This is a genomic window from Rheinheimera sp. MMS21-TC3 (genome assembly GCF_032229285.1).
Taxonomy (GTDB): domain Bacteria; phylum Pseudomonadota; class Gammaproteobacteria; order Enterobacterales; family Alteromonadaceae; genus Alishewanella.
The window spans coordinates 2,280,760-2,299,877 of the sequence record NZ_CP135084.1; the positions used below are offsets into that span (position 1 = coordinate 2,280,760).

Genomic DNA, 19,118 nt, shown 5'->3' on the forward strand with positions numbered 1-19,118 from the left:
AAAAAACCAAGCTATCACTGAAAGTCTTGCTCAGTACCGTTGCAATGTTTAAGCTAAGATTCTGTATAGAAAAGCGCACAGTCCTGACAATGATCTTACAATTAATAGCACCAATATGAGTATAAATGATGTCTAACAAAAAAATTTCTCTCGCCGATTGGCAAGCCCAAAACAGTAATAATTTATCAGCACCTCAGTCTACACCGGCAGACAGCAATTTAGTTTATACAACTGATGGCGGCACTATTAGCACCGATAAAGCAGATAAACCCTCAGGTATCGCTTATCCAGACGGTGCACTTAGGCTGCGCCGTGAAAAAAAAGGTCGGGCAGGCAAAGCAGTATTAACTATTAGTGGTATAGTTAAATCTCATGCTGAGTTAGTTGCCTTAACAGCAAAATTAAAAAAGAAATGTGCTTGTGGTGGTGCCGTTAAAGATGGCGTTATCGAGATCCAAGCTGATAAACGAGAACTATTAGAGCAGCTATTACAAGCTGAGGGCTATAAAACCAAATGGGCTGGTGGCTAATTAACACAGAGCCAGCATAAGCTGGCTCTGTTTTCATTTAACAATTAAACACTAAGCACCTTATTCAATACGATGCTTATACTTTTCGTGTAATTGCTTATTACGGTTATTTAAGTCTACCTCGCGACCATCAATCAACATATAACTAACTTTATGCGTTAAATAATCGAAGATATCACCATCAGATACCACTAGACTGGCCGATTTTCCTACTTCAATACTGCCTAAACTAGCTGCAGAGCCAGCAATTTTTGCTGCGTTTATCGTTACAGAGCGTAAAGCTTGCTCTGGCGTTAAACCATAATTGATGGCTTGGCCTGCTGCAAACACTAAGTTCCGGGTATCCCAATAGCCGTCAAGTGATAAGGCAAAATTAACCCCTGCTTGTTGCAGTACAGCTGGGGTTTTATAAGCTTGCGCATAGTTTTCATCACTACGTGAAGGTAAACCAAATGGTGCGGTATAAATCACTGCCACATTATTTGCAGCAAGCTCATCAGCTATGCGCCAACTATCACGGCCACCTACTATCGTTAGTGACACCTGATACTGTTTTGCAAACAGCATAGCCTGTTGCATTTGTCTAGCATCATCAGCATGGACAAATAACGGTAAATCACCACTAAAGAACCCTAGCATTGCCTGCCAGCGAGAATCTTTACCGTAGTTCAATCCGGCTTGCTCAGCATCATAATAGGCTTTAGCATCAGCAAAATACTGTTGCAGTTGTGCTAACCTTTTTTCATTAGACTTGCGCACTTCGGCTGCTGGCTTTGGGTTCCAACGAGAACCAATGCTATCAGCATTAGGCCAATTGACATGTAAGCCAGTATCATCTTTGGTTACCGCATCTTGATAGTTCCAAGAGTCTAACTGCATTAAGCTAGACTGGCCCATTATCATGGAGCCTGAAGGATAGACCATACTATGAGTAAAGCCATTACTACGAATAGTAGGGATCACTTCTGAGTCAGCGTTATAAGCCACTTTCGCACGAATGTCTGGGTTAGTATTAGTTACTTCTCGGCTGTCATTTGTTGCCCTTACTGCACTAACCTCAATCAGACCTAACTGGTTGGCTAAGGCAATTAATCCTGGGTAAAGGTGTTTTCCATCTAAGGCTACTACTTTAGCGCCTGCAGGCGCAGATAAGTTTTTACCAATAGCGGCTATTTTACCTTGCTCGACTAAAACATCAGTATCGAGTTGTACACCATTAGCAACAGTGTGCACGGTTAATCCCGTTAATAAAATTGGCTGTTGCTGCACAGCACCAGGCACCATATCATGGGCCTGTGCTGCTGCACTGAAACCTAAGCTAGCTACGCTGCTAGTTAAAGCAAGCGCAATACTTAAGCTAATAGAATGTAATTTCATGCTGTAGCTCCTTAATGCGAATGCTGAAGAAAATGGGCAAACTGACCTTCGGCTAACCAGTCGCCTTGGTCTTCACAGTGCCATAAAGGCTCATCTTGCTTATAGCCGCCTTTCTCACCTTTTTTTGCATCATCGCCACTTTGTAACAACTTTTGCATTAAGGCCTGTTTTTCAGCTACAACTTGTTGTTGTAACTGTTTGTCAGCTTCGATATCAAAGTATTTAGTGCCTTCAATCCAAGTTTGCTGAGCTTGGCTATATACAGATAACGGATTGCCGTTCCATAATACAAAGTCTGCCTGCTTACCTTCTACAATTGAACCAGTAACGTTATCAATTTTTAACTGTTTAGCCGGATTAATAGTCACCATTTTCAAGGCTTCATGTTGGTCCATGCCACAGTACATAACTGACTTAGCTGCTTCTTGGTTTAAGCGACGCTGTAAACCGGCATCATCAGAGTTAATACTCATTAAGATACCTTGGTCTGCCATTAAACAAGCATTAGTAGGAATGGCATCTTGCACTTCCATTTTATATGCCCACCAATCAGCAAAAGTAGAGCCGCTCGCACCATGCGCCTTCATTTCTTTAGCCACTTTATAGCCTTCAAGAATATGGGTAAAAGTAGTGATTTTAAAACCCATCTCTTCTGCAACACCCATCAGCATCAAAATTTCTGACGCCACATAAGAGTGAGCATGAATAAAGCGTTGTTTATTTAAGATTTCAACTAATACGTCTAAACGATAATCTTTACGCGGCGGGGCAATATCAGCACGTTGCCGTTTAGACAGCTTATTATAGGCTGCCCAATCTGCTTGATATTCTTTAGCAGTTTGAAAGGCATCGCGCACTGTAGTTTCAACACCAGCACGTGTTTGCGGATAGCGCTCGGTAAAAGCTTCCCCCCAGTTAGATTGTTTAACGTTTTCACCTAAAGCAAATTTAATGCTCGCAGGTGCATCTTTAAACTTAAGCTTCTCGGCACTTTCTCCCCAACGGAATTGAATAATTTGAGCTTGGCCGCCAATAGGGTTAGCACTACCGTGTAATAATTGCGACGTAGTAGTGCCGCCAGCTAAACCACGATAAATATTAATATCGTCTGGGTTTAATACATCGCCTATATGCACCTCAGAAGTAACAGCATCAGTTCCTTCATTAACGCCCATTTCTATTGCAACATGTGAGTGTTCATCAATTAGGCCAGGTGTTAAATGTAAACCTTCACCTTCAATCACAGTATAACCACGTGGGGTAGATAACGACTTACCTATTTTATAGAACTTACCATTACGCACTAAAACGTCAGTTTGCTCTAAAATACCGGCTTTATCAGCTGTCCATACAGTAACATTTTTAATATGGACATTTTGCTGCTCAGCTAACTGAGTTAAACCAAAAGCTCGGTTTGGAAAGGTCAGCTTAGATAACATAGTGGTATCGACTGCCACTTTTTTATTTGCGGCAGCAGGCTTGGCTACAACAGTACGACTAGTATTAATATCTAACTGGGTATTAGCCAAGTGTAATTTGCCTGTCAGTTGGTTATCCACTAACTGGCCACTAAATTGGCCAACATGCTTCTGGCCGGTTAACTTATTTAAATTGACATTAAATTGCAGTAACTGTTGAGCAACACTAATATCCGTTAAGGCAACGGCTTCTTTATCATCTGCCGCTACAGGCTTTAATGTCCCTTTTAGCTTAGCAGCATCACCACGCAGGCTTAACGTCATAGCTTGACCATTTAGGCTAATTGCATAATCACCAGCCATATCTATGGCCTGTAATGGCTTAAAGTTATGTTGTTGGCCACGAGTCCAAGTTGCAACAATTTCACCATCAGCGAATAAATCACCATTAGCAATAACTAAATCGGCTTGATATCCCTTAGCTATTTTACCTAAGCTTTGAGCAACACCAGTCATTTTTGCTGGCACTGTAGTTAAAGCAGCTAAAGCTGTTTCGGTGCTTAAACCATATTGCACTGCTTTACGTAAATTAGGCCAAAACTGCTTTTTATCTTTTAACTTATAAGTAGTTAACGCAAATGGTACACCCGCTTTTGCCAGTTCTGCGGCATTACTGGGTGCCCGCTCCCAATGCCGTAAACTAGCTAGATCAACATCTGGCTGATCTGATACTTGTTTGACTTCAGGGGCTGCTGGAAAGTTAAGGGGTAAAATTAAACTACGACCGCTAGCTTTTATTTCATCTAAGCGCACATACTCATACCCAGAACCAACAAACACAGCATTTTTTAATGCAAATTCATTCAACAACTTATCGGCGCGTAAAAAAGAACGATCATCTGTAGTTTCAAATACAGCACCAAACTCTTTTAAACCACCGAGTTGCTCTAAAGCAGCATTAAACTCAATAGGCTGATTATAAAAGCGGCTGTCTGTTTTACCATAAGCTTGCTGATACCAGTTAGCATCACTTAATGTTTGGCGAATAAGCGCAATACTACCCATCAGTGATGAAGGATAACTTTGTTTTGAACTGCCTTTACTAAATGACATAAACTGAGCGCCGTCAGCTTTTAGCACTAAGTCATTAGCAATACCATCAGCTAGCGAGCTAACAAAAGCTTGACCGCGAAAAATGCCGTCAAGCTGTGCTGCTTGAACTGCAGTAAAACCTAGTTTACGTAAGCTTTCTGCCGCTTTAGCGTCAGGAGTAAATTGATTAATCCAACGAACCTGGGCTTTAATAGCATCATTACTCGCATTACCACCTGAGCGCTTATTGCTATAAACAGGTGCATCACGGTAACTGCCCCGGTTAGGTTTTGCCATTTCTGGTACACCATATTGGGTGTAGGGATCAATAAAGCCAGCATAAATATGGAATTGGCTAGCATCAATTTGTTGATAGCCGGTAGGCACTTTTACTTTTGTTCCTACTGCTGAGATTTGACCATTTTCAATTAAAATAGTGGCGTTAGTTAAGGTCTTGCCAGGTTCAGTCACCACAGTCGCACCCGTTAAGGCAACTAAGTTTGGTGTTTTATGTTGAATTCCTTGCAAAGGCGATGTCTGGTCAGCGTAACTGCTTGTTACCGTAAAGGTTAACAAAGCAGCTGTTAGTAGTGACACAGGTGGCATCGACATTTTAGGTGTCGAAAAACGTGCTCGAGTCATAACAGTTCCCTGAAATTAAAGATTATTGTTTTATAGCAAAGTTTAAACAGGCTAATTCTTGCTCTGCTAATGGCATACTAAAGTAATAGCCTTGAACATAGTAACAAGCATTTTTTCTTAAAAACTCAACTTGTTCAGCTGTTTCTACTCCTTCCGCAACGACTTGTAAGTTCATTTTTTGCGCCATGGCAATAATTGCCGCGACTATATTCATATCGTTACGGTTATCCGGAATATCGCAAACAAAAGAGCGATCTATTTTTAGCTCATCTACCGGAAAACGCTTTAAATAACTAAGCGATGAATAGCCTGTACCAAAGTCATCAATAGATAAAGACACGCCCAGCCGCTTTAACTGATTTAATTGGCTAATAGCCGCATCTGTATCCCCCATTAGCATACTTTCCGTGATTTCGAATGATAAATACTTAGCATCTACACCCGTTCGTTGAATAATCCGTTCAACGACTTCGGGTAAGCTTTGATCTTTAAATTGACGAACCGACAGGTTGATTGCCAAAGTAACGAGATGGCCTTTACTATGCTGGCGAGCTAAAAAGCGACAAGCTTCCCAAATAATCCACTCACCTATTTGCACAATTAAGCCGGTACTTTCCGCTACTCCAATAAAACGGATTGGCGGCACTAAAGTATTATCAGGCCTTAACCAGCGGATCAGTGCCTCATATCCCACTAAACAATTATCCCGTAAATCCATTTTAGGCTGATAATATAAGATAAACTGATTATGCTTAATCGCTTCTCTTAGCTGGTTTTCTATAAGCAAGCGTTCTTCTGCAGCCTCATTTAAATCAGGGCTAAAGAAGTGAAAGGTGTTGCGGCCCCGTGCTTTAGCTTCATACATAGCTAAATCAGCGTGTTTTAGCAATAACTCTTCATTTGCTGCATCTTCAGGCGCTATGGTAATACCAATGCTAGCGCTAATTGATACCTCATGCTGGCCAAGCTTGACCGGTTCGGCAAAAGCTTGCTGCAAACTCCTAGCGATAATTGATGCTTGGTTACGATCAGTTATTGCCGCTAAAATAACAGCAAATTCATCTCCACCTAAACGTGCAATGGTATCTTCAGCACGTAATCGAGAGGTTAAACGTCTAGATACTTCTTTTAACAGTTCGTCACCGGCATCATGACCTAAAGTATCGTTAATACGTTTAAACTCATCTAAATCAAAATACAACAAGGCAAAGTTATAATAACCACGCTGCGACATAGCGATTGCTTTACGCAGTTGCTCACGAAAATAACAGCGATTAGCTAATCCAGTTAAAACATCATAATAAGCTAATTGCTCCATTTCTATCTGGCTTTGCTTAATAAAGGAGATATCCTGCATCGCGCAAACATAATTACTAATAACCCCCTTATCATCACGTATTGGTGCTATAGCTAACGACATCCAACATTTTTCGCCAAAGTAATGCAACAAAATGTCACCGCGCCAATGTTGGCGTTCTGTGAGTGCATAAGCTATTTCTTCGTGTAAGTGGTGCATTTCTTTAGCGAATAACTCACTTAGATATTGTTTGTTATCTAAGGCCATTTGACAGTTAAGGATGTGAATTAAAAACGGGTTAATATATTCAATTTTTAAATTACTGTCGGTTATAACAATACCTGAACTTAAAAATGATACTGCTTTACTTAACTTTCGTGTTGACTGTTCGGCGAGTTCTTTTTCTGTAACTTTGGCATTTAAACCTATAAGCAAGGTAGATATCTTTTCTGCCATACTTTTAAATGTTCGATTCAAAACCCCTATCTCATCGGATTTATCATCTAGTTCAATCTGCGATAATTCTCCACGACTAAAGGTATAAATAACTGAGGTTAGCCTACTTAAGCGTTTTAAAACCATTTGGTAAATAATTAATAAAATAATTAACGAAACTAGCAGTGCCACCACAATAAAAACACTAATTAGACCTAAACGATCATCAGTAAGACGTGCTAGTACCTCATCTTTACTAATGTAAATGCTTAAATGCCAATCTATAGGGCCTATTGCAGCCGTATAAATAAGTAACTCTGGTAGTAAATTATTAGGAACAATTCCTTTTTCTTTAGTTTGTAGAGCTACTTGTTTAGCATAAGACTTTAAAGCTGGGGTCATACCATCAACCCCCGTAAATAAGGTACTCATTGCTAAACCTGTGGGTAAACGCTGATATCTATCGCCTATAATTTGTCCTTTACCATCAAACAAAAATACTTGGCCATTTTGCAGTTTATTTTGTAATACGGGCAAATTATCTAGAATATCCTGTAGCAACATATCAGCGCCGGTAACACCAATAAACTCATCATCAACATAAACTGGCACTACTAAGCTAATCAACCATTGTTTAATAATGCTATCAAAATATAGTTCCGTCCATTTTGCTATACGTTCTGGATTATTCTCTGGCATAACTGGGCGAAAAAACTGCTCTACATCAAAACCATGATCAGCGTTTATTTCTAAAGCCCAACTAACTGGAGAAGAACGCATAAAGCGGTCTTTAGAAATAAAATAATAATTATAAAAGTCTTCGGTCATTAAAGGACCAAGCTGCTGCCACAATAGCCCTGTTTGTTCCATTAAGCCCGCAGTGCGCCTAGTATAAAAGCTCGTATTTTCGATAAAAGCAGCTGAGTACTCATCTTGTGCTCTAATAGTACCATCAGCAGCAACAGCTATATCTGGCTTAGCATCAAGCTTTACTTTGCTTAACGCCCTTTCAACAATTTTATTAGCCACAAGCGCTTTTTTTTGTTTTTCAATTAAACTAGCGGTTAGGTGTGATGAGTAACGTAATGTATTTAATTTAATTGCATCTTGCTGCAGATTTAACAATACCTGCTCTTGATAGACCGTCACTAGATAACCAGCGGTCAAACCTGTTACCATAATAACTATAAACACCACTAAGGCTAACTTTCGGCCTAAAGAATCCATTCCTTGTGGTTTAATAAAGCTTATTTCCTTCACCGTTTCAGCCTATATATTAATGCTATGGTTGGTTGGTTGGTTGGTTGGCAAAATATCAATATCTGTTAATATAATACCCACATAAACTAATACTAGCACACAAAAAAGAGAGTCTATTTATGAACAAATCTTTAATTGCAGCCCTTGTTTTTGCTGTCTCTGCGCCTGCGGTATATGCCGCTAGTGTGTTTAGTGACGCTAAAGATAGCGTAGAGTATCGACAGGCTGCATTACAACTCATACGCCATAACATGGCAGATATTGGTGATATGGTCAAAGGCGAAGTTACTTATGATGCTGAGCGCGTAATCAAAAGAGCCACTGCTTTAGCTACTTTAACCACTTTACCCTGGGATGCATTTACCATTAAAGGTGGTGATGCTAAAGATGATATTTGGCAAAACATGGCCGATTTTCAATCACGCGGTAAAAAGTTAGCAAGTGATGCAGCAATATTACACAGCGCAGCTTTAAGTGATAACCAAGCTGATGTTAGAAAAGCTTTTGGTACCTTTGCTCGTAACTGTAAAGCTTGTCACGATAAATATAAAAAATAATACCTAACTTGGTTAACTGACAAATCAGTCAGTTAACCAGATTTCAGCAAAATTAAACGAAAGTTATAAATACCCCACTAAGCGCTGACCTTGCCATAAATATAATCCTATTAATAGCAACGCTAATAACAAAAAAAACCAACCGCTATGGACAAAACCTGCTATAGGCTTAGTTGCTTTATCTTTGCCTGTCAGCATAACCTTAATCACATTATGCACTCTTAGACTATGCCAAATAGCGGCAATAATATGTATTACTATAGCCGCCAATAAAATATTAATATTAATTTTATGAATGCTAGAGGCTAAATCAACCAGGTCTGTAGATAAATACCCTACTAAAGGACCATCACTTAAATAACTATTATCAAAAGTTGCTAAGCCAGTAATAAGCTGGACTAAGGTTAAAGTAATCAGCAATAGAATCATATAAAATGATGCAGGGTTATGACCCACTTTAACGCTAGGATTTCCTAGGTAACGTAAAGCTTGCATTGGTGTTGCAGCAAAACTAGCAATACGCGCACTTTTGCTGCCAACAAGAGCCCAGATAATACGGCTAATCACTAAAGCTAATAAGGTATAAGCTAACAATTGATGTTGCGCGGTGTAGCCTTCAGTTCCTGTGTACCAAAGCCCAGCTATTAATAGCACTTGACTCCAGTGAAACACTCTTACGGCTAAATCCCAAACTTGTATTTTTTGTGACATTCCCCTTCGCCTCCGCTATGCTAAGTTCATTACTTTATACTACAGAAAATTAATGATGAATTGGTGGAAATGGCTGTTAAGCCTAGTATTTATTTTGTTTATTATTGCAGTTATCCTGCCGGCTACAGCAATATATACTGCGCTATATCTTAGCTTGCCTGCCTATGATACCGAACTTAAAGCAGATGTGTCTGCTACTGTGCGGTTAGAGCGCGATAATTTAGGTTATGTCAGTATTCATGCGCCAAACCGGCAAGATGCAGCCTATGCACTAGGCTTTACTCATGGCCAAGAGCGCTTTTTTCAGATGGACTTACTGCGCCGTAATGCTGCAGGTGAACTTGCCGCTTTATTTGGCAGCAGAGCCATTAGTGCCGATAAAAGCTTACGCCAACACCGTTTTCGCCATCGTGCCGAACAAGCACTACAGCTATTAAATCCAGAACAAACGCAATTATTACAGCGCTATACCGCTGGTGTTAATGCGGGTTTAAGTAACCTAACTCTTCCTCCTTTTGAATACTGGTTATTACGCCAACAACCAGAGCCTTGGCAAAGCAGTGACTCATTTTTAGTAATTTATAGCATGTATTTAGATCTGCAAGGCAAGCTTGGTCGTGATGAATACGCCATGACAGTATTAAAAAACCATATTGATAGTGATTGGTACCGCTTTTTACAACAAGAGAGTCAACATTGGCAAGCCGCTATTGATGCCTCTATAGTTCCAGCCATACATATGCCTAAAACACCTTACCCTAAGGCACTTAAACAACAGTTTAGTGCTTGTCAGCAGTGTGATGTAAAAGATGCAACTGATATAGGTAGTAATAATTTTGCTGTAGCTGGCAGTTTAACTAAACATGGTAGTGCCATTTTAGCTGATGATATGCATTTAGGCTTACGGGTTCCTAATATCTGGTTTAAAGCCCAACTTAATTGGCGACAAAACAACCAATGGCAACAAGTAACAGGACTAAGCCTTCCCGGTGCGCCAGCTATAGTAGTAGGTTCAAATACCAAAATTGCCTGGGGTTTTACCAATAGTACAGGTGACTGGTATGATTTAATCAAGCTAACCTTAAGTGATGATGGTAAGCGCTATTTAAGCCAAGAAGGCTGGCAACCTCTTCAGTATCAGTATGAAACCATTAAAGTGGCTAATGGTAATGATCAAGCTATTGAGTTAGCAACTACCCATTGGGGGCCTGTTATCACTTTTTCAGGCAACGACAATGAAGCCCGAGCTTATGCTCTTCGCTGGGTTGGTTATGACAGTCAAGCAGTTAACTTTAACTTACTGCAGCTTGAAACCCTAACGACTGTTCAAGAGGCAGTTAGCTTAGCACCACATATTGGCATTCCAGCTCAAAACTTAGTAGCAGCAGACTCGTCCGGCCAAATAGCTTGGACTATAGCGGGTGCTATTCCTAAACGCGTTAATAATTATGATTGGGATACAGCTCAAGATTGGAGTAATCAGCCAGATTACTGGCAGGGTTATATTGACGATAACGCACATCCCGCCATTATCAATCCAACTATTAAACGTTTATGGACAGCCAACGCCCGAACTGTCGGTGATGTTATGTATACAAAGTTAGGTAATGGTGGCTATGATTTAGGTGCCAGAGGTCAGCAGATCCGTAATCAATTGCTGGCAAAAGACACACTAAACGAAGCTGATATGCACCAAATTCAACTTGATAATAACGCAGTTATGTTAAGCCGCTGGCAACAATTTCTACTTAAACAATTGACGCCTGAATTTATTGCTGAGCATCAACTAGAACAATATAAAAAACACCTACTGCTAAGCTCAGATCAAGCCAGCGTCAACGCTATAGGTTATACCTTAGTAAAAAGCTTTCGCCAGCAAGTGCTACAATTGCAATTTGCTCCCTTATCCGCATTATTAGAGCAAGAGGGCGCCGCAAGTAAAAACTTAAAATATTCATTAGAGCCGGCAATTTGGCAAATGGCTCAACTACAACGTGCTGATACAGTAGCTGCTCCTTTTACTGATTGGCCGCAGTTAATTCAAGCAGCAATATTAACCAGTAAAAAACAATTAGAGCAACAAAATGGCAGTTTAAAAGCCAGCCGATGGGGCTTAGTAAATCAAGCTAAAATTGAGCATCCACTCTCTTCAGCCATTCCCTACTTAGGTAATTGGTTAAATATGCCTAAAACTGAACTAAATGGTGATAGCCATATGCCCAGAGTGCAAGGTGCTGGCTTTGGTCAGTCACAGCGTTTAGTTGTGGCACCAGGCCAAGAGCACCTTGGAATTTTAACCATGCCTACAGGGCAATCTGGGCATCCGTTATCGCCCTTTTATCGAGCTGATCATACTTATTGGTTAAACGGTGTTAGTTTGCCATTTTTACCTGGAGAGAAAAAATATCAGCTATTACTGACACCACAGTCTTGACTTTAGCCATCCAGACCTATTATGTTAAAGACTATGAATATATTAATTATTGCTCGCAATTTTTTTAGCTTTACCACCCAAAACGGGAGGTAGTAAGCTGCGCGCGCAGTAAAACTAAAACCTCCCTTTGGGAGGTTTTTTTTTGCCAAAAAAGAGAAAATGCCATGCAATTAGAGCAAATACGCAGTGAGATTAGTACTACCGATCAGCAATTATTAGCCTTACTAGCTAAACGACGCCAACTAGCCCTAGCAGTAGGCAACGCTAAACTTGCACAAAATAAACCTATTCGCGATCAAAAGCGCGAACAGGAATTGTTGCTCTCACTAATTGAGCAAGCTAAGGCTTTGAGCCTTGATGCACAATACATTACACGACTTTATCAGGTGATTATTGAAGACTCAGTCTTACAGCAACAAGCAAAAATACAAGGCCAATTAAATAATCTTGACAATAATATCGTCCGTGTTGCTTTCTTGGGTGGTCAAGGCTCTTATAGTTATTGGGCAGCACAGAAGTACTTTAGCCGTCGAGCCGATCAGTTAATTGAGCTAGGCTGTGATAGTTTTCATGACATAGTGCATAGCGTAGAAACAGGCCATGCTGACTATGCATTATTACCTATAGAAAATACTTCTTCAGGTTCCATAAATGAAGTCTACGATCTATTACAACAAACTAGATTATCTATTGTTGGCGAGCTTACCCACCCTATCGCTCACTGCTTACTTGGCCTTGCCAATACCGATTTAACTAAAATTCGCCAAGTCTGTGCTCACCCACAAGTTATTGCTCAGTGCAGTCAGTTTTTACAAGGCTTAAACAATGTTAAAATAGAGTATTGTGACAGTACTTCTGACGCCTTTAGCCGGATAAAACAATTACAAGATCCTAGTATTGTCGCTATCGGTGGCGAAGCCGGCGGTGAGCTTTATGGTTTACAAGTATTAACCCGTTATTTAGCCAATCAAAAAGACAACGTTAGTCGCTTTATTGTTGTTGCTCGTAAGCCAATACAAGTGGCCAAAGCCATACCAGCAAAAACAACCTTTATCATGTACACTGGCCAGCAGCCGGGTGCACTAGTTGATGCACTGCTCGTTTTAAAGCAACACGGCATCAGTATGGCCAAATTAGAATCGCGACCTATAAACGGCAATCCGTGGGAAGAAATGTTCTACGTTGACGTGTTCGCTAATTTAAACGACTACGCCATGACTCGCGCATTAGAAGAGTTAAATAAAATCACTAAATTTATTAAAGTGCTCGGTTGTTATGCCAGCGAAGATATTGAACCAACCTTAATTAGCAACTAAATACACATAAATTCTATTATTTAATGATCGTGATAGGCAAGGTAAAACCTACTCTATTGCGATTGTAGTACAACATTACGAGGATCATATGACTGATCAAGAAAAACTTTATGGCCGCCATTTAACATCAGCCCAAGAGTCTATAGACAGTATAAATCACTTAGAAAACTCTAGTGCTTATCGACTGGCCTTTGCCGATAATGATTTTTTAACCCAAGATAATTTACGTCATATTAGACTACAACTCGAATATCTAAAACCACAACAGGTCTTAGAGCAAAACAACATCCATGCCACTATCGTTGTGTTTGGCAGTGCGCGATTCTTATCACCTGAGCAAGCAGAATTGTTATTAAAAAATGCTCAACAAGCCCTAACAGAAAATGATAACAGCCAAAATAGGCAAGCCGTAAAATATGCTCAAGCTCAAGTTAATCAAAGCCGTTACTATACAGCCGCCCAGCAGTTCTCCTATTTAGTTACCGAGCATAGCTGCAAACACCAAGACTGCGCTCTCACTATTATTAGTGGTGGTGGCCCAGGCATTATGGAAGCTGCCAACCGTGGTGCAATGGAAGCTGGTGGTGAAAGCATCGGCCTTAATATAGTCCTACCTCGCGAGCAGCAACCAAACCAATACATAACGCCTAAGTTCTGCTTCCAATTTCACTACTTTGCTATTCGTAAAATGCATTTTTTACAACGGGCACGAGCACTTGTCGCTTTCCCTGGTGGCTTTGGTACTCTAGATGAGTTATTTGAGACCTTAGCTTTAATTCAAACCAAAAAATCTAAGCGTGTACCCGTGATCTTGTTTAATAAAACATTTTGGCAAAATTTAATTAATTTTGATTTATTAGTTGAAGAAGGTGTAATTAATGCTGATGATCTTGATTTAATCCAATACGCCGATACCCCTGAACAAGCTTGGCAGTTAATTAGAAAACACTACAGCCTGCTATAAAATTTATTGCTTGAATTTCATAAGTTTTGCATAAGAAAAGATGCAACCTAATCCAGGTTGCGTCTTTTCTTAGTATTAAATTGATAATAAAACTCAGCTGCGACTATCTGCTGCCTTTTGCAGTAACTGCCTACTTTCTTGCAAAAATTGCTCAGCTAAGTCACCAAAGAATTGTTGGCCTTTGCTAAACTGTGCCATTAGCTCAGTTTTATCTTGGTTTTCTAGTAACTGTAATAGCTGGCTAAAGCGCTGTTGGTAGCGTTGTAATACTTTAGTCATAGCTTTAGATGACAGCATAATATCTGCATACAGCTCAGCATTTTGAGCAAATAATCGCCCTACCATAGCCAGTTCTAAGCGGTAGATCGGTGAGCTCATCTGTAATAATTGGCTTAAATCCGCTTGTTCGTCAGCCAAGTGTACTCCGTACACTAATGAGGAGAAATGACGCATAGCTTGAATTAGTTGCATAGCTTGATCATGCTCAACTGCCGACTTTTCACATAGCTCAGCTCCCCATACTTTTAACTGGGTTAATAGCCATTGATACTGGGCCTGCTCTTTACCATGGCATACTACTATCACTTGCTTAACTAGGTTAGTTACATCAGGGCCAAACATAGGATGCAGACCAACAACAGGGCCATTATGCTTAGTTAACATCGCTGCTAAAGGTTCAACCTTAATACTTGTAATATCGGCCAGCACACAGTGTTGAGGTAGTATTGGTAACTTATTAATTAAAGACTTTGTAAGAGTAATAGGTACAGCCATAAGCACTAATGCCGCATTGCTACAAATAGCTTCGGCATTTAGCCAATCAGTAGGCTCTAATGGCTGCACAATATAGCCAGAGCGAGTAAACAAACTAGCAAAGCGCCGACCTAAAGCCCCTTCCCCACCAACAATAACCACTTTAGCACCAAGCTCACCACAACAAACAAAGCCGCTTTCTTGAGTTTGATATGAATCTCGCATCATGCGGCGTAAAATATCTTCAACTAGCTCTGGTGATACACCAAGCTGCTTAGCTTGCTTACGCCTTGCCTTTAATAACAACTGCTCACGCTCAGGCACATAAACTGGTAATGCTAATTCTTGTTTAACCTTACCCACTTGTGCTGTGACCTTAGCCCGCTGAGCTAATAACCCTACTAATTGGCTATCAATCTCGTCAATTTGTTGTCTTAGAGGCTGTAGTGCCTGCTGACCTTTTTTATCTGAGCTAGCCATATTAATGCTCCAGATCTAAAGATAAATGGCATAAATATATATAAGAGTGCCAGACGGAAACAGAAAGCAACGCAAACATTACGTTACACCTTGTAATTAATTAAATACAGCTTGGATAGTAGGGTGCTAAAAAGCAGCGGTCAAGCCTTTACTGACTTACTTATACAAAAAGTAATCTAGAGTGACTAGACTAGCATAAGCATACTGTGGTTAGCGGCAAAGCCGCGGGGCTACTAACTTGCTCAGCAAGTAGCCTCTTGTATGGATATATGCAAGCTTCATTGTCTTTAAAAACAAAAAAGGCCGACAATTGTCGGCCTTTTTAACGCTTAAATCTAACTTAGTTAAGCTTTTCGCGAATACGCGCTGATTTACCTGAACGATCGCGTAAGTAGTAAAGCTTAGCACGGCGAACTGCACCACGGCGTTTAACCGTAATACTGTCTACCAATGGGCTGTGCGTTTGGAAAACACGCTCAACACCTTCGCCATTAGAGATTTTACGTACTGTGAAAGCAGAGTGTAAACCACGGTTACGCTTAGCGATAACAACGCCTTCGTAAGCCTGTAAACGTGATTTTTCACCTTCTTTTACTCTTACTTGAACAATAACAGTGTCGCCCGGCGCAAAAGCTGGAACGTCTTTCTTTAACTGCTCTTCTTCAAGTTGTTTGATAATGTTTTGGCTAATTTTGCTCATAACAATCTCACTATACCTGGTATTAACTGTCTTCTTGCTGCCCCGTCTGGCACTCTTGCTGATGTTCTTGTTTGAACTCAGCCAGTAACCGACGTTGCTCCTCAGTCAGAGCCAGGAGATTTAACATATCTGGTCGTCTTAGCCAGGTTCTACCAAGAGCCTGCTGCAAACGCCAGCGTCGTATATTTTCATGGTTACCGCTCAGTAATACTGCCGGAACCTGTTTGTCTGATAACACTTCAGGTCTTGTATAGTGTGGACAATCTAGCAAACCCGATGCAAAAGAATCTTGTTCTGCCGACTGTTGATGCCCAAGTACACCTGGTACTAAGCGCGATACCGCATCAATTAGCGTCATCGCAGGCAACTCTCCACCACTTAACACGTAATCACCCACCGACCATTCTTCGTCAATTTCGCTTGCTATTACGCGCTCATCAATCCCTTCATACCGGCCAGCTACTAATAGCAGCTTCGAATGCGTCGCCAGTTCAGCCACACCTTGTTGATCTAATTTTCTACCTTGCGGCGATAAATAAATCGTGTGAACCTCACCACCTGCAGCCTGTTTCGCGGCGCGAATTGCGTCGGTCAATGGCTGCACCATCATTAGCATACCGGGGCCGCCACCATAAGGTCTGTCATCAACCGTTCTGTGCTTGTCCGTTGTGAAATCACGCGGGTTCCAGCACTTAACGTCAATCAGCCCTTGTTTTACAGCACGGCCTGTCACCCCAAATTGCGTTATTGCATTAAACATTTCCGGAAATAAAGAAATAACGCCTATCCAGCGACTATCTTTACATCGAGTAACGTTTTCTGCCATTAAAACGCGGGGTCCCAATCTACAACAATGCGACCTTCGGTTAAATCAACGCTTTTCACCACTGTATCGGTTAAAAACGGTAACAACCTTTCTTTCTTACCAAATGCATCGGTACGGTTGGCTTTAACCACCATTACGTCATTAGAGCCCGTTTCCATCATGTCGCTTACTTCACCTAAGTGATAGCCTGCTTCGTTTACTACGGTTAAACCTATAAGGTCCTTCCAGTAATAATCTCCTTCTTCAAGAGAAGGTAACAACGAGCTTGCTACCGCTATATCAGCATTAACATAACGCTGAGCGAGATCACGATCATTAATACCATCAAGTTTTGCTATTAGGCCATTACTATGGCGCTTCCAGCTAGACACTTGCATTGGTTGCCAGCTACCTTGCACGTTTACTTGCCAAGGAATGTAATCAAAAATCCCTTCTGGGAAGTCGGTGTAAGCGTTAACTTTAAGCCAGCCATTGATACCGTAAACTGCACCAAATTTGCCAAGAACGACTAAATCTTTCTTTTCCACGCTGACTACTCCACCCGACACAATGCTAATTAAGCTGATGCTTTCTTAGCATTTTTTACCAATGTTGCTACGCGGTCACTTAATGCAGCACCTTGTGCTACCCAGTGATCAACGCGATCTAGGTCCAGACGTAGTCGCTCTTCTGTACCGCCAGCAAGTGGGTTAAAGAAACCCAAGCGCTCAATATGACGGCCATCGCGAGCAAAACGGCTGTCCGCTACAACAACTTGGTAAAATGGACGCTTTTTCGCGCCACCACGTTGTAAACGAATAGTTACCATAAGGCCCTCTAATTTTTTATCGTTCAGGTTTTAATAAAATAACAAAGCCCCCTACTCAGACCAAAGGTCGGACTAAAGGGCTGCCGTATTGTACGGATTCCAGTTGTAAATGCAAGGGAAATGCGCGGCAATTAGCGCTGAATAGCCACGGTTACTAACAAAACTAGGCTAAAATAAATTTAATCGTCGTCCTGCATTTCAGTAATTAACGTTTCCGCTAACTCATCAGGTAATACCACGACGCCTGGACCCTCGGTATCTGGTAACACAGCAATCGCTAATTCATCACCATTCAAGCCCGATGTCCACTTATCTAACCAAGTATCTACATCTATCGCTTGAGCGATGCAATCCGACCACTCACCTTCAATCCACTCTTGTGCTAATTCTTCATGTGGCCATACAGGAATGCAACGTTCGTCTTCTGCTGTTACTAAAACAAAGCCATCATCGTCAGTCAAAATCCAAATTTGCTCTAAATCTGCCACTGCTTGTATAAAATAGCTATAGCGCTGCTCGGCATCTAAAGCGTTAATACGTGCTAACTCTTCTGCAGAAAGTTGGTAGTCCATGTTAAAATCCTAAAAGTTAAATAATGCCGCTAATTGTGACCCATCAGACTTAATATTACCAAGTATTTTCAAGCTTGCAGGTGGTTAAAGTTAAGATGGCCGTTATGATTTAGCGTTATCTGCTGAGTCTTTATTTTCTGGTTCGGTTTGTACTTTGTCGTCCGCTATATCATCTGTAAAGTCCGCATCATTAGAGTCACCAACAACATGCTCTAACTTTAACTTACGCACACTGCGGATAGTTGTAACAGGCCCAGAACAAGCATAAATCAAGAAAATACCAAATAGCATTTCAGCTGGACGAGCGGCAATAACAACAAAAATAAATACCACTAATAAGATGGTTAAAAATGATACTCTGTCCCGCCAGTTAACATCTTTAAACGAGTTATAGCGAAAGTTACTCACCATTAACAAACCAGCTAAAATAGTAATAATACCCACTATATAGCCAATACTGTGGCCATCTATTTGATGGTTGCTCCCAGTCCAGACCATGCCCGCGACCAGTGCAGCAGCAGCAGGGCTGGCTAAGCCTTGGAAGAAGCGGCCATCAGTTACGCCTAAGTTAGCGTTAAAACGGGCCAAACGCAGGGCAGCACAAGCTACAAAGACAAAAGCCGCTAGCCAGCCAAATTTACCTAAACTCGATAAACCCCAGTTATAAGCTACTAATGCTGGTGCGACTCCAAAAGATATCATATCGGCCATACTATCGTATTGAGCACCAAATTCACTTTGGGTGTTAGTTAACCTTGCTACCCTGCCATCTAAGCCATCAAAGATCATCGCCACAAAAATAGCCACTGCGGCGGCTTCAAAGTGGCCATTCATCGAGGTGACTATGGCATAAAAACCAGAAAACAAACCGCCTGTTGTTAATAAGTTAGGCAGTAAAAAAATTCCCTTTTTGGGACTTGTATCATTTATTTTTGGCTCGGTCATA

At 41.0% G+C, this 19,118-nt stretch carries 16 protein-coding genes; 5 read left to right on the forward strand and 11 right to left on the reverse strand.

The window, feature by feature from the left end; genetic code table 11:
- Positions 1–125 precede the first annotated feature (125 nt).
- A complete protein-coding gene (locus RDV63_RS11130) occupies positions 126–530 on the forward strand; it encodes a translation initiation factor (protein ID WP_409934831.1) in 405 nt (134 codons plus the stop codon).
- Between the two features lie 60 nt (positions 531–590).
- Here the strand turns inward: RDV63_RS11130 and RDV63_RS11135 are convergent, their stop codons facing one another.
- From RDV63_RS11135 to RDV63_RS11145, 3 genes are read right to left on the reverse strand one after another with little or no spacing between them, the layout of a single operon-like run.
- Positions 591–1,907, reverse strand: coding sequence for an amidohydrolase family protein (locus tag RDV63_RS11135; protein WP_313909574.1), 1,317 nt, complete (start codon positions 1,905–1,907; stop codon positions 591–593).
- A gap of 11 nt (positions 1,908–1,918) precedes the next feature.
- The gene (locus RDV63_RS11140; RefSeq protein ID WP_313909575.1) at positions 1,919–5,059 is read right to left on the reverse strand and encodes an amidohydrolase family protein; all 3,141 of its coding nucleotides are present in this window, start codon (positions 5,057–5,059) and stop codon (positions 1,919–1,921) included.
- A 22-nt stretch (positions 5,060–5,081) separates the two neighbouring features.
- Positions 5,082–8,051 carry an EAL domain-containing protein gene (locus RDV63_RS11145; RefSeq protein ID WP_313909576.1) on the reverse strand — a complete coding sequence of 990 codons (2,970 nt, stop codon included), beginning with the start codon at positions 8,049–8,051 and terminating at the stop codon, positions 5,082–5,084.
- 119 nt (positions 8,052–8,170) lie between these two features.
- On the opposite strand from RDV63_RS11145, the gene RDV63_RS11150 reads away from it, so the two are divergent.
- Positions 8,171–8,608: a cytochrome c gene (locus RDV63_RS11150; RefSeq protein WP_313909577.1), complete on the forward strand. Its 438-nt coding sequence runs from the start codon at positions 8,171–8,173 to the stop codon at positions 8,606–8,608.
- Positions 8,609–8,671: 63 nt separating this feature from the next.
- Here the strand turns inward: RDV63_RS11150 and RDV63_RS11155 are convergent, their stop codons facing one another.
- Entirely contained in the window at positions 8,672–9,319 is a 648-nt protein-coding gene (locus RDV63_RS11155; protein WP_313909578.1) for a cytochrome b/b6 domain-containing protein, read from the reverse strand.
- Between the two features lie 52 nt (positions 9,320–9,371).
- Here RDV63_RS11155 and RDV63_RS11160 point away from each other — a divergent pair, with 52 nt between their 5' ends.
- The 3 genes from RDV63_RS11160 (at position 9,372) to RDV63_RS11170 (ending at position 14,033) form a co-directional block, all read left to right on the forward strand.
- Entirely contained in the window at positions 9,372–11,753 is a 2,382-nt protein-coding gene (locus tag RDV63_RS11160; RefSeq protein WP_313909579.1) for a penicillin acylase family protein, read from the forward strand.
- Positions 11,754–11,917: 164 nt separating this feature from the next.
- Positions 11,918–13,069 carry a chorismate mutase gene (locus RDV63_RS11165; protein ID WP_313909580.1) on the forward strand — a complete coding sequence of 384 codons (1,152 nt, stop codon included), beginning with the start codon at positions 11,918–11,920 and terminating at the stop codon, positions 13,067–13,069.
- A gap of 88 nt (positions 13,070–13,157) precedes the next feature.
- On the forward strand, positions 13,158–14,033 hold the full coding sequence (locus tag RDV63_RS11170) for a TIGR00730 family Rossman fold protein (RefSeq protein ID WP_313909581.1): 876 nt from the start codon (positions 13,158–13,160) through the stop codon (positions 14,031–14,033).
- 93 nt (positions 14,034–14,126) lie between these two features.
- On the opposite strand, the gene tyrA is transcribed toward RDV63_RS11170, so the two are convergent.
- From tyrA to pssA, 7 genes are all read right to left on the reverse strand, one after another.
- Positions 14,127–15,266 (reverse strand): bifunctional chorismate mutase/prephenate dehydrogenase, encoded by a 1,140-nt coding sequence (gene tyrA, locus RDV63_RS11175; RefSeq protein ID WP_313909582.1) that lies wholly within the window; start codon positions 15,264–15,266, stop codon positions 14,127–14,129.
- 340 nt (positions 15,267–15,606) lie between these two features.
- Positions 15,607–15,966, reverse strand: coding sequence for a 50S ribosomal protein L19 (rplS, locus tag RDV63_RS11180; protein WP_313909583.1), 360 nt, complete (start codon positions 15,964–15,966; stop codon positions 15,607–15,609).
- 22 nt (positions 15,967–15,988) lie between these two features.
- The gene (gene trmD, locus RDV63_RS11185) at positions 15,989–16,792 is read right to left on the reverse strand and encodes a tRNA (guanosine(37)-N1)-methyltransferase TrmD (RefSeq protein ID WP_313909584.1); all 804 of its coding nucleotides are present in this window, start codon (positions 16,790–16,792) and stop codon (positions 15,989–15,991) included.
- Positions 16,792–17,319, reverse strand: a complete 528-nt coding sequence (gene rimM / locus RDV63_RS11190) for a ribosome maturation factor RimM (protein ID WP_313909585.1) — start codon at positions 17,317–17,319, stop codon at positions 16,792–16,794. The genes trmD and rimM overlap by 1 nt, the downstream gene beginning before the upstream one ends.
- Positions 17,320–17,348: 29 nt before the next feature.
- Positions 17,349–17,600, reverse strand: coding sequence for a 30S ribosomal protein S16 (gene rpsP / locus RDV63_RS11195; RefSeq protein WP_313909586.1), 252 nt, complete (start codon positions 17,598–17,600; stop codon positions 17,349–17,351).
- A gap of 179 nt (positions 17,601–17,779) precedes the next feature.
- Positions 17,780–18,172, reverse strand: a complete 393-nt coding sequence (locus tag RDV63_RS11200; protein ID WP_313909587.1) for a DUF2750 domain-containing protein — start codon at positions 18,170–18,172, stop codon at positions 17,780–17,782.
- Between the two features lie 102 nt (positions 18,173–18,274).
- A complete protein-coding gene (gene pssA / locus RDV63_RS11205) occupies positions 18,275–19,117 on the reverse strand; it encodes a CDP-diacylglycerol--serine O-phosphatidyltransferase (RefSeq protein WP_313909588.1) in 843 nt (280 codons plus the stop codon).
- Position 19,118: the final 1 nt, after the last annotated feature.

Bases quoted from the DNA above. Each gene is read 5' to 3' on its own strand.
- RDV63_RS11130 (WP_409934831.1), top strand. From the start codon at position 126: ATGATGTCTAACAAAAAAATTTCTCTCGCCGATTGGCAAGCCCAAAAC.
- RDV63_RS11135 (WP_313909574.1), bottom strand. From the start codon at position 1,907: ATGAAATTACATTCTATTAGCTTAAGTATTGCGCTTGCTTTAACTAGC.
- RDV63_RS11140 (WP_313909575.1), bottom strand. From the start codon at position 5,059: ATGACTCGAGCACGTTTTTCGACACCTAAAATGTCGATGCCACCTGTG.
- RDV63_RS11150 (WP_313909577.1), top strand. From the start codon at position 8,171: ATGAACAAATCTTTAATTGCAGCCCTTGTTTTTGCTGTCTCTGCGCCT.
- RDV63_RS11155 (WP_313909578.1), bottom strand. From the start codon at position 9,319: ATGTCACAAAAAATACAAGTTTGGGATTTAGCCGTAAGAGTGTTTCAC.
- RDV63_RS11160 (WP_313909579.1), top strand. From the start codon at position 9,372: ATGATGAATTGGTGGAAATGGCTGTTAAGCCTAGTATTTATTTTGTTT.
- RDV63_RS11165 (WP_313909580.1), top strand. From the start codon at position 11,918: ATGCAATTAGAGCAAATACGCAGTGAGATTAGTACTACCGATCAGCAA.
- RDV63_RS11170 (WP_313909581.1), top strand. From the start codon at position 13,158: ATGACTGATCAAGAAAAACTTTATGGCCGCCATTTAACATCAGCCCAA.
- tyrA (WP_313909582.1), bottom strand. From the start codon at position 15,266: ATGGCTAGCTCAGATAAAAAAGGTCAGCAGGCACTACAGCCTCTAAGA.
- rplS (WP_313909583.1), bottom strand. From the start codon at position 15,966: ATGAGCAAAATTAGCCAAAACATTATCAAACAACTTGAAGAAGAGCAG.
- trmD (WP_313909584.1), bottom strand. From the start codon at position 16,792: ATGGCAGAAAACGTTACTCGATGTAAAGATAGTCGCTGGATAGGCGTT.
- rpsP (WP_313909586.1), bottom strand. From the start codon at position 17,600: ATGGTAACTATTCGTTTACAACGTGGTGGCGCGAAAAAGCGTCCATTT.
- RDV63_RS11200 (WP_313909587.1), bottom strand. From the start codon at position 18,172: ATGGACTACCAACTTTCTGCAGAAGAGTTAGCACGTATTAACGCTTTA.
- pssA (WP_313909588.1), bottom strand. From the start codon at position 19,117: ATGACCGAGCCAAAAATAAATGATACAAGTCCCAAAAAGGGAATTTTT.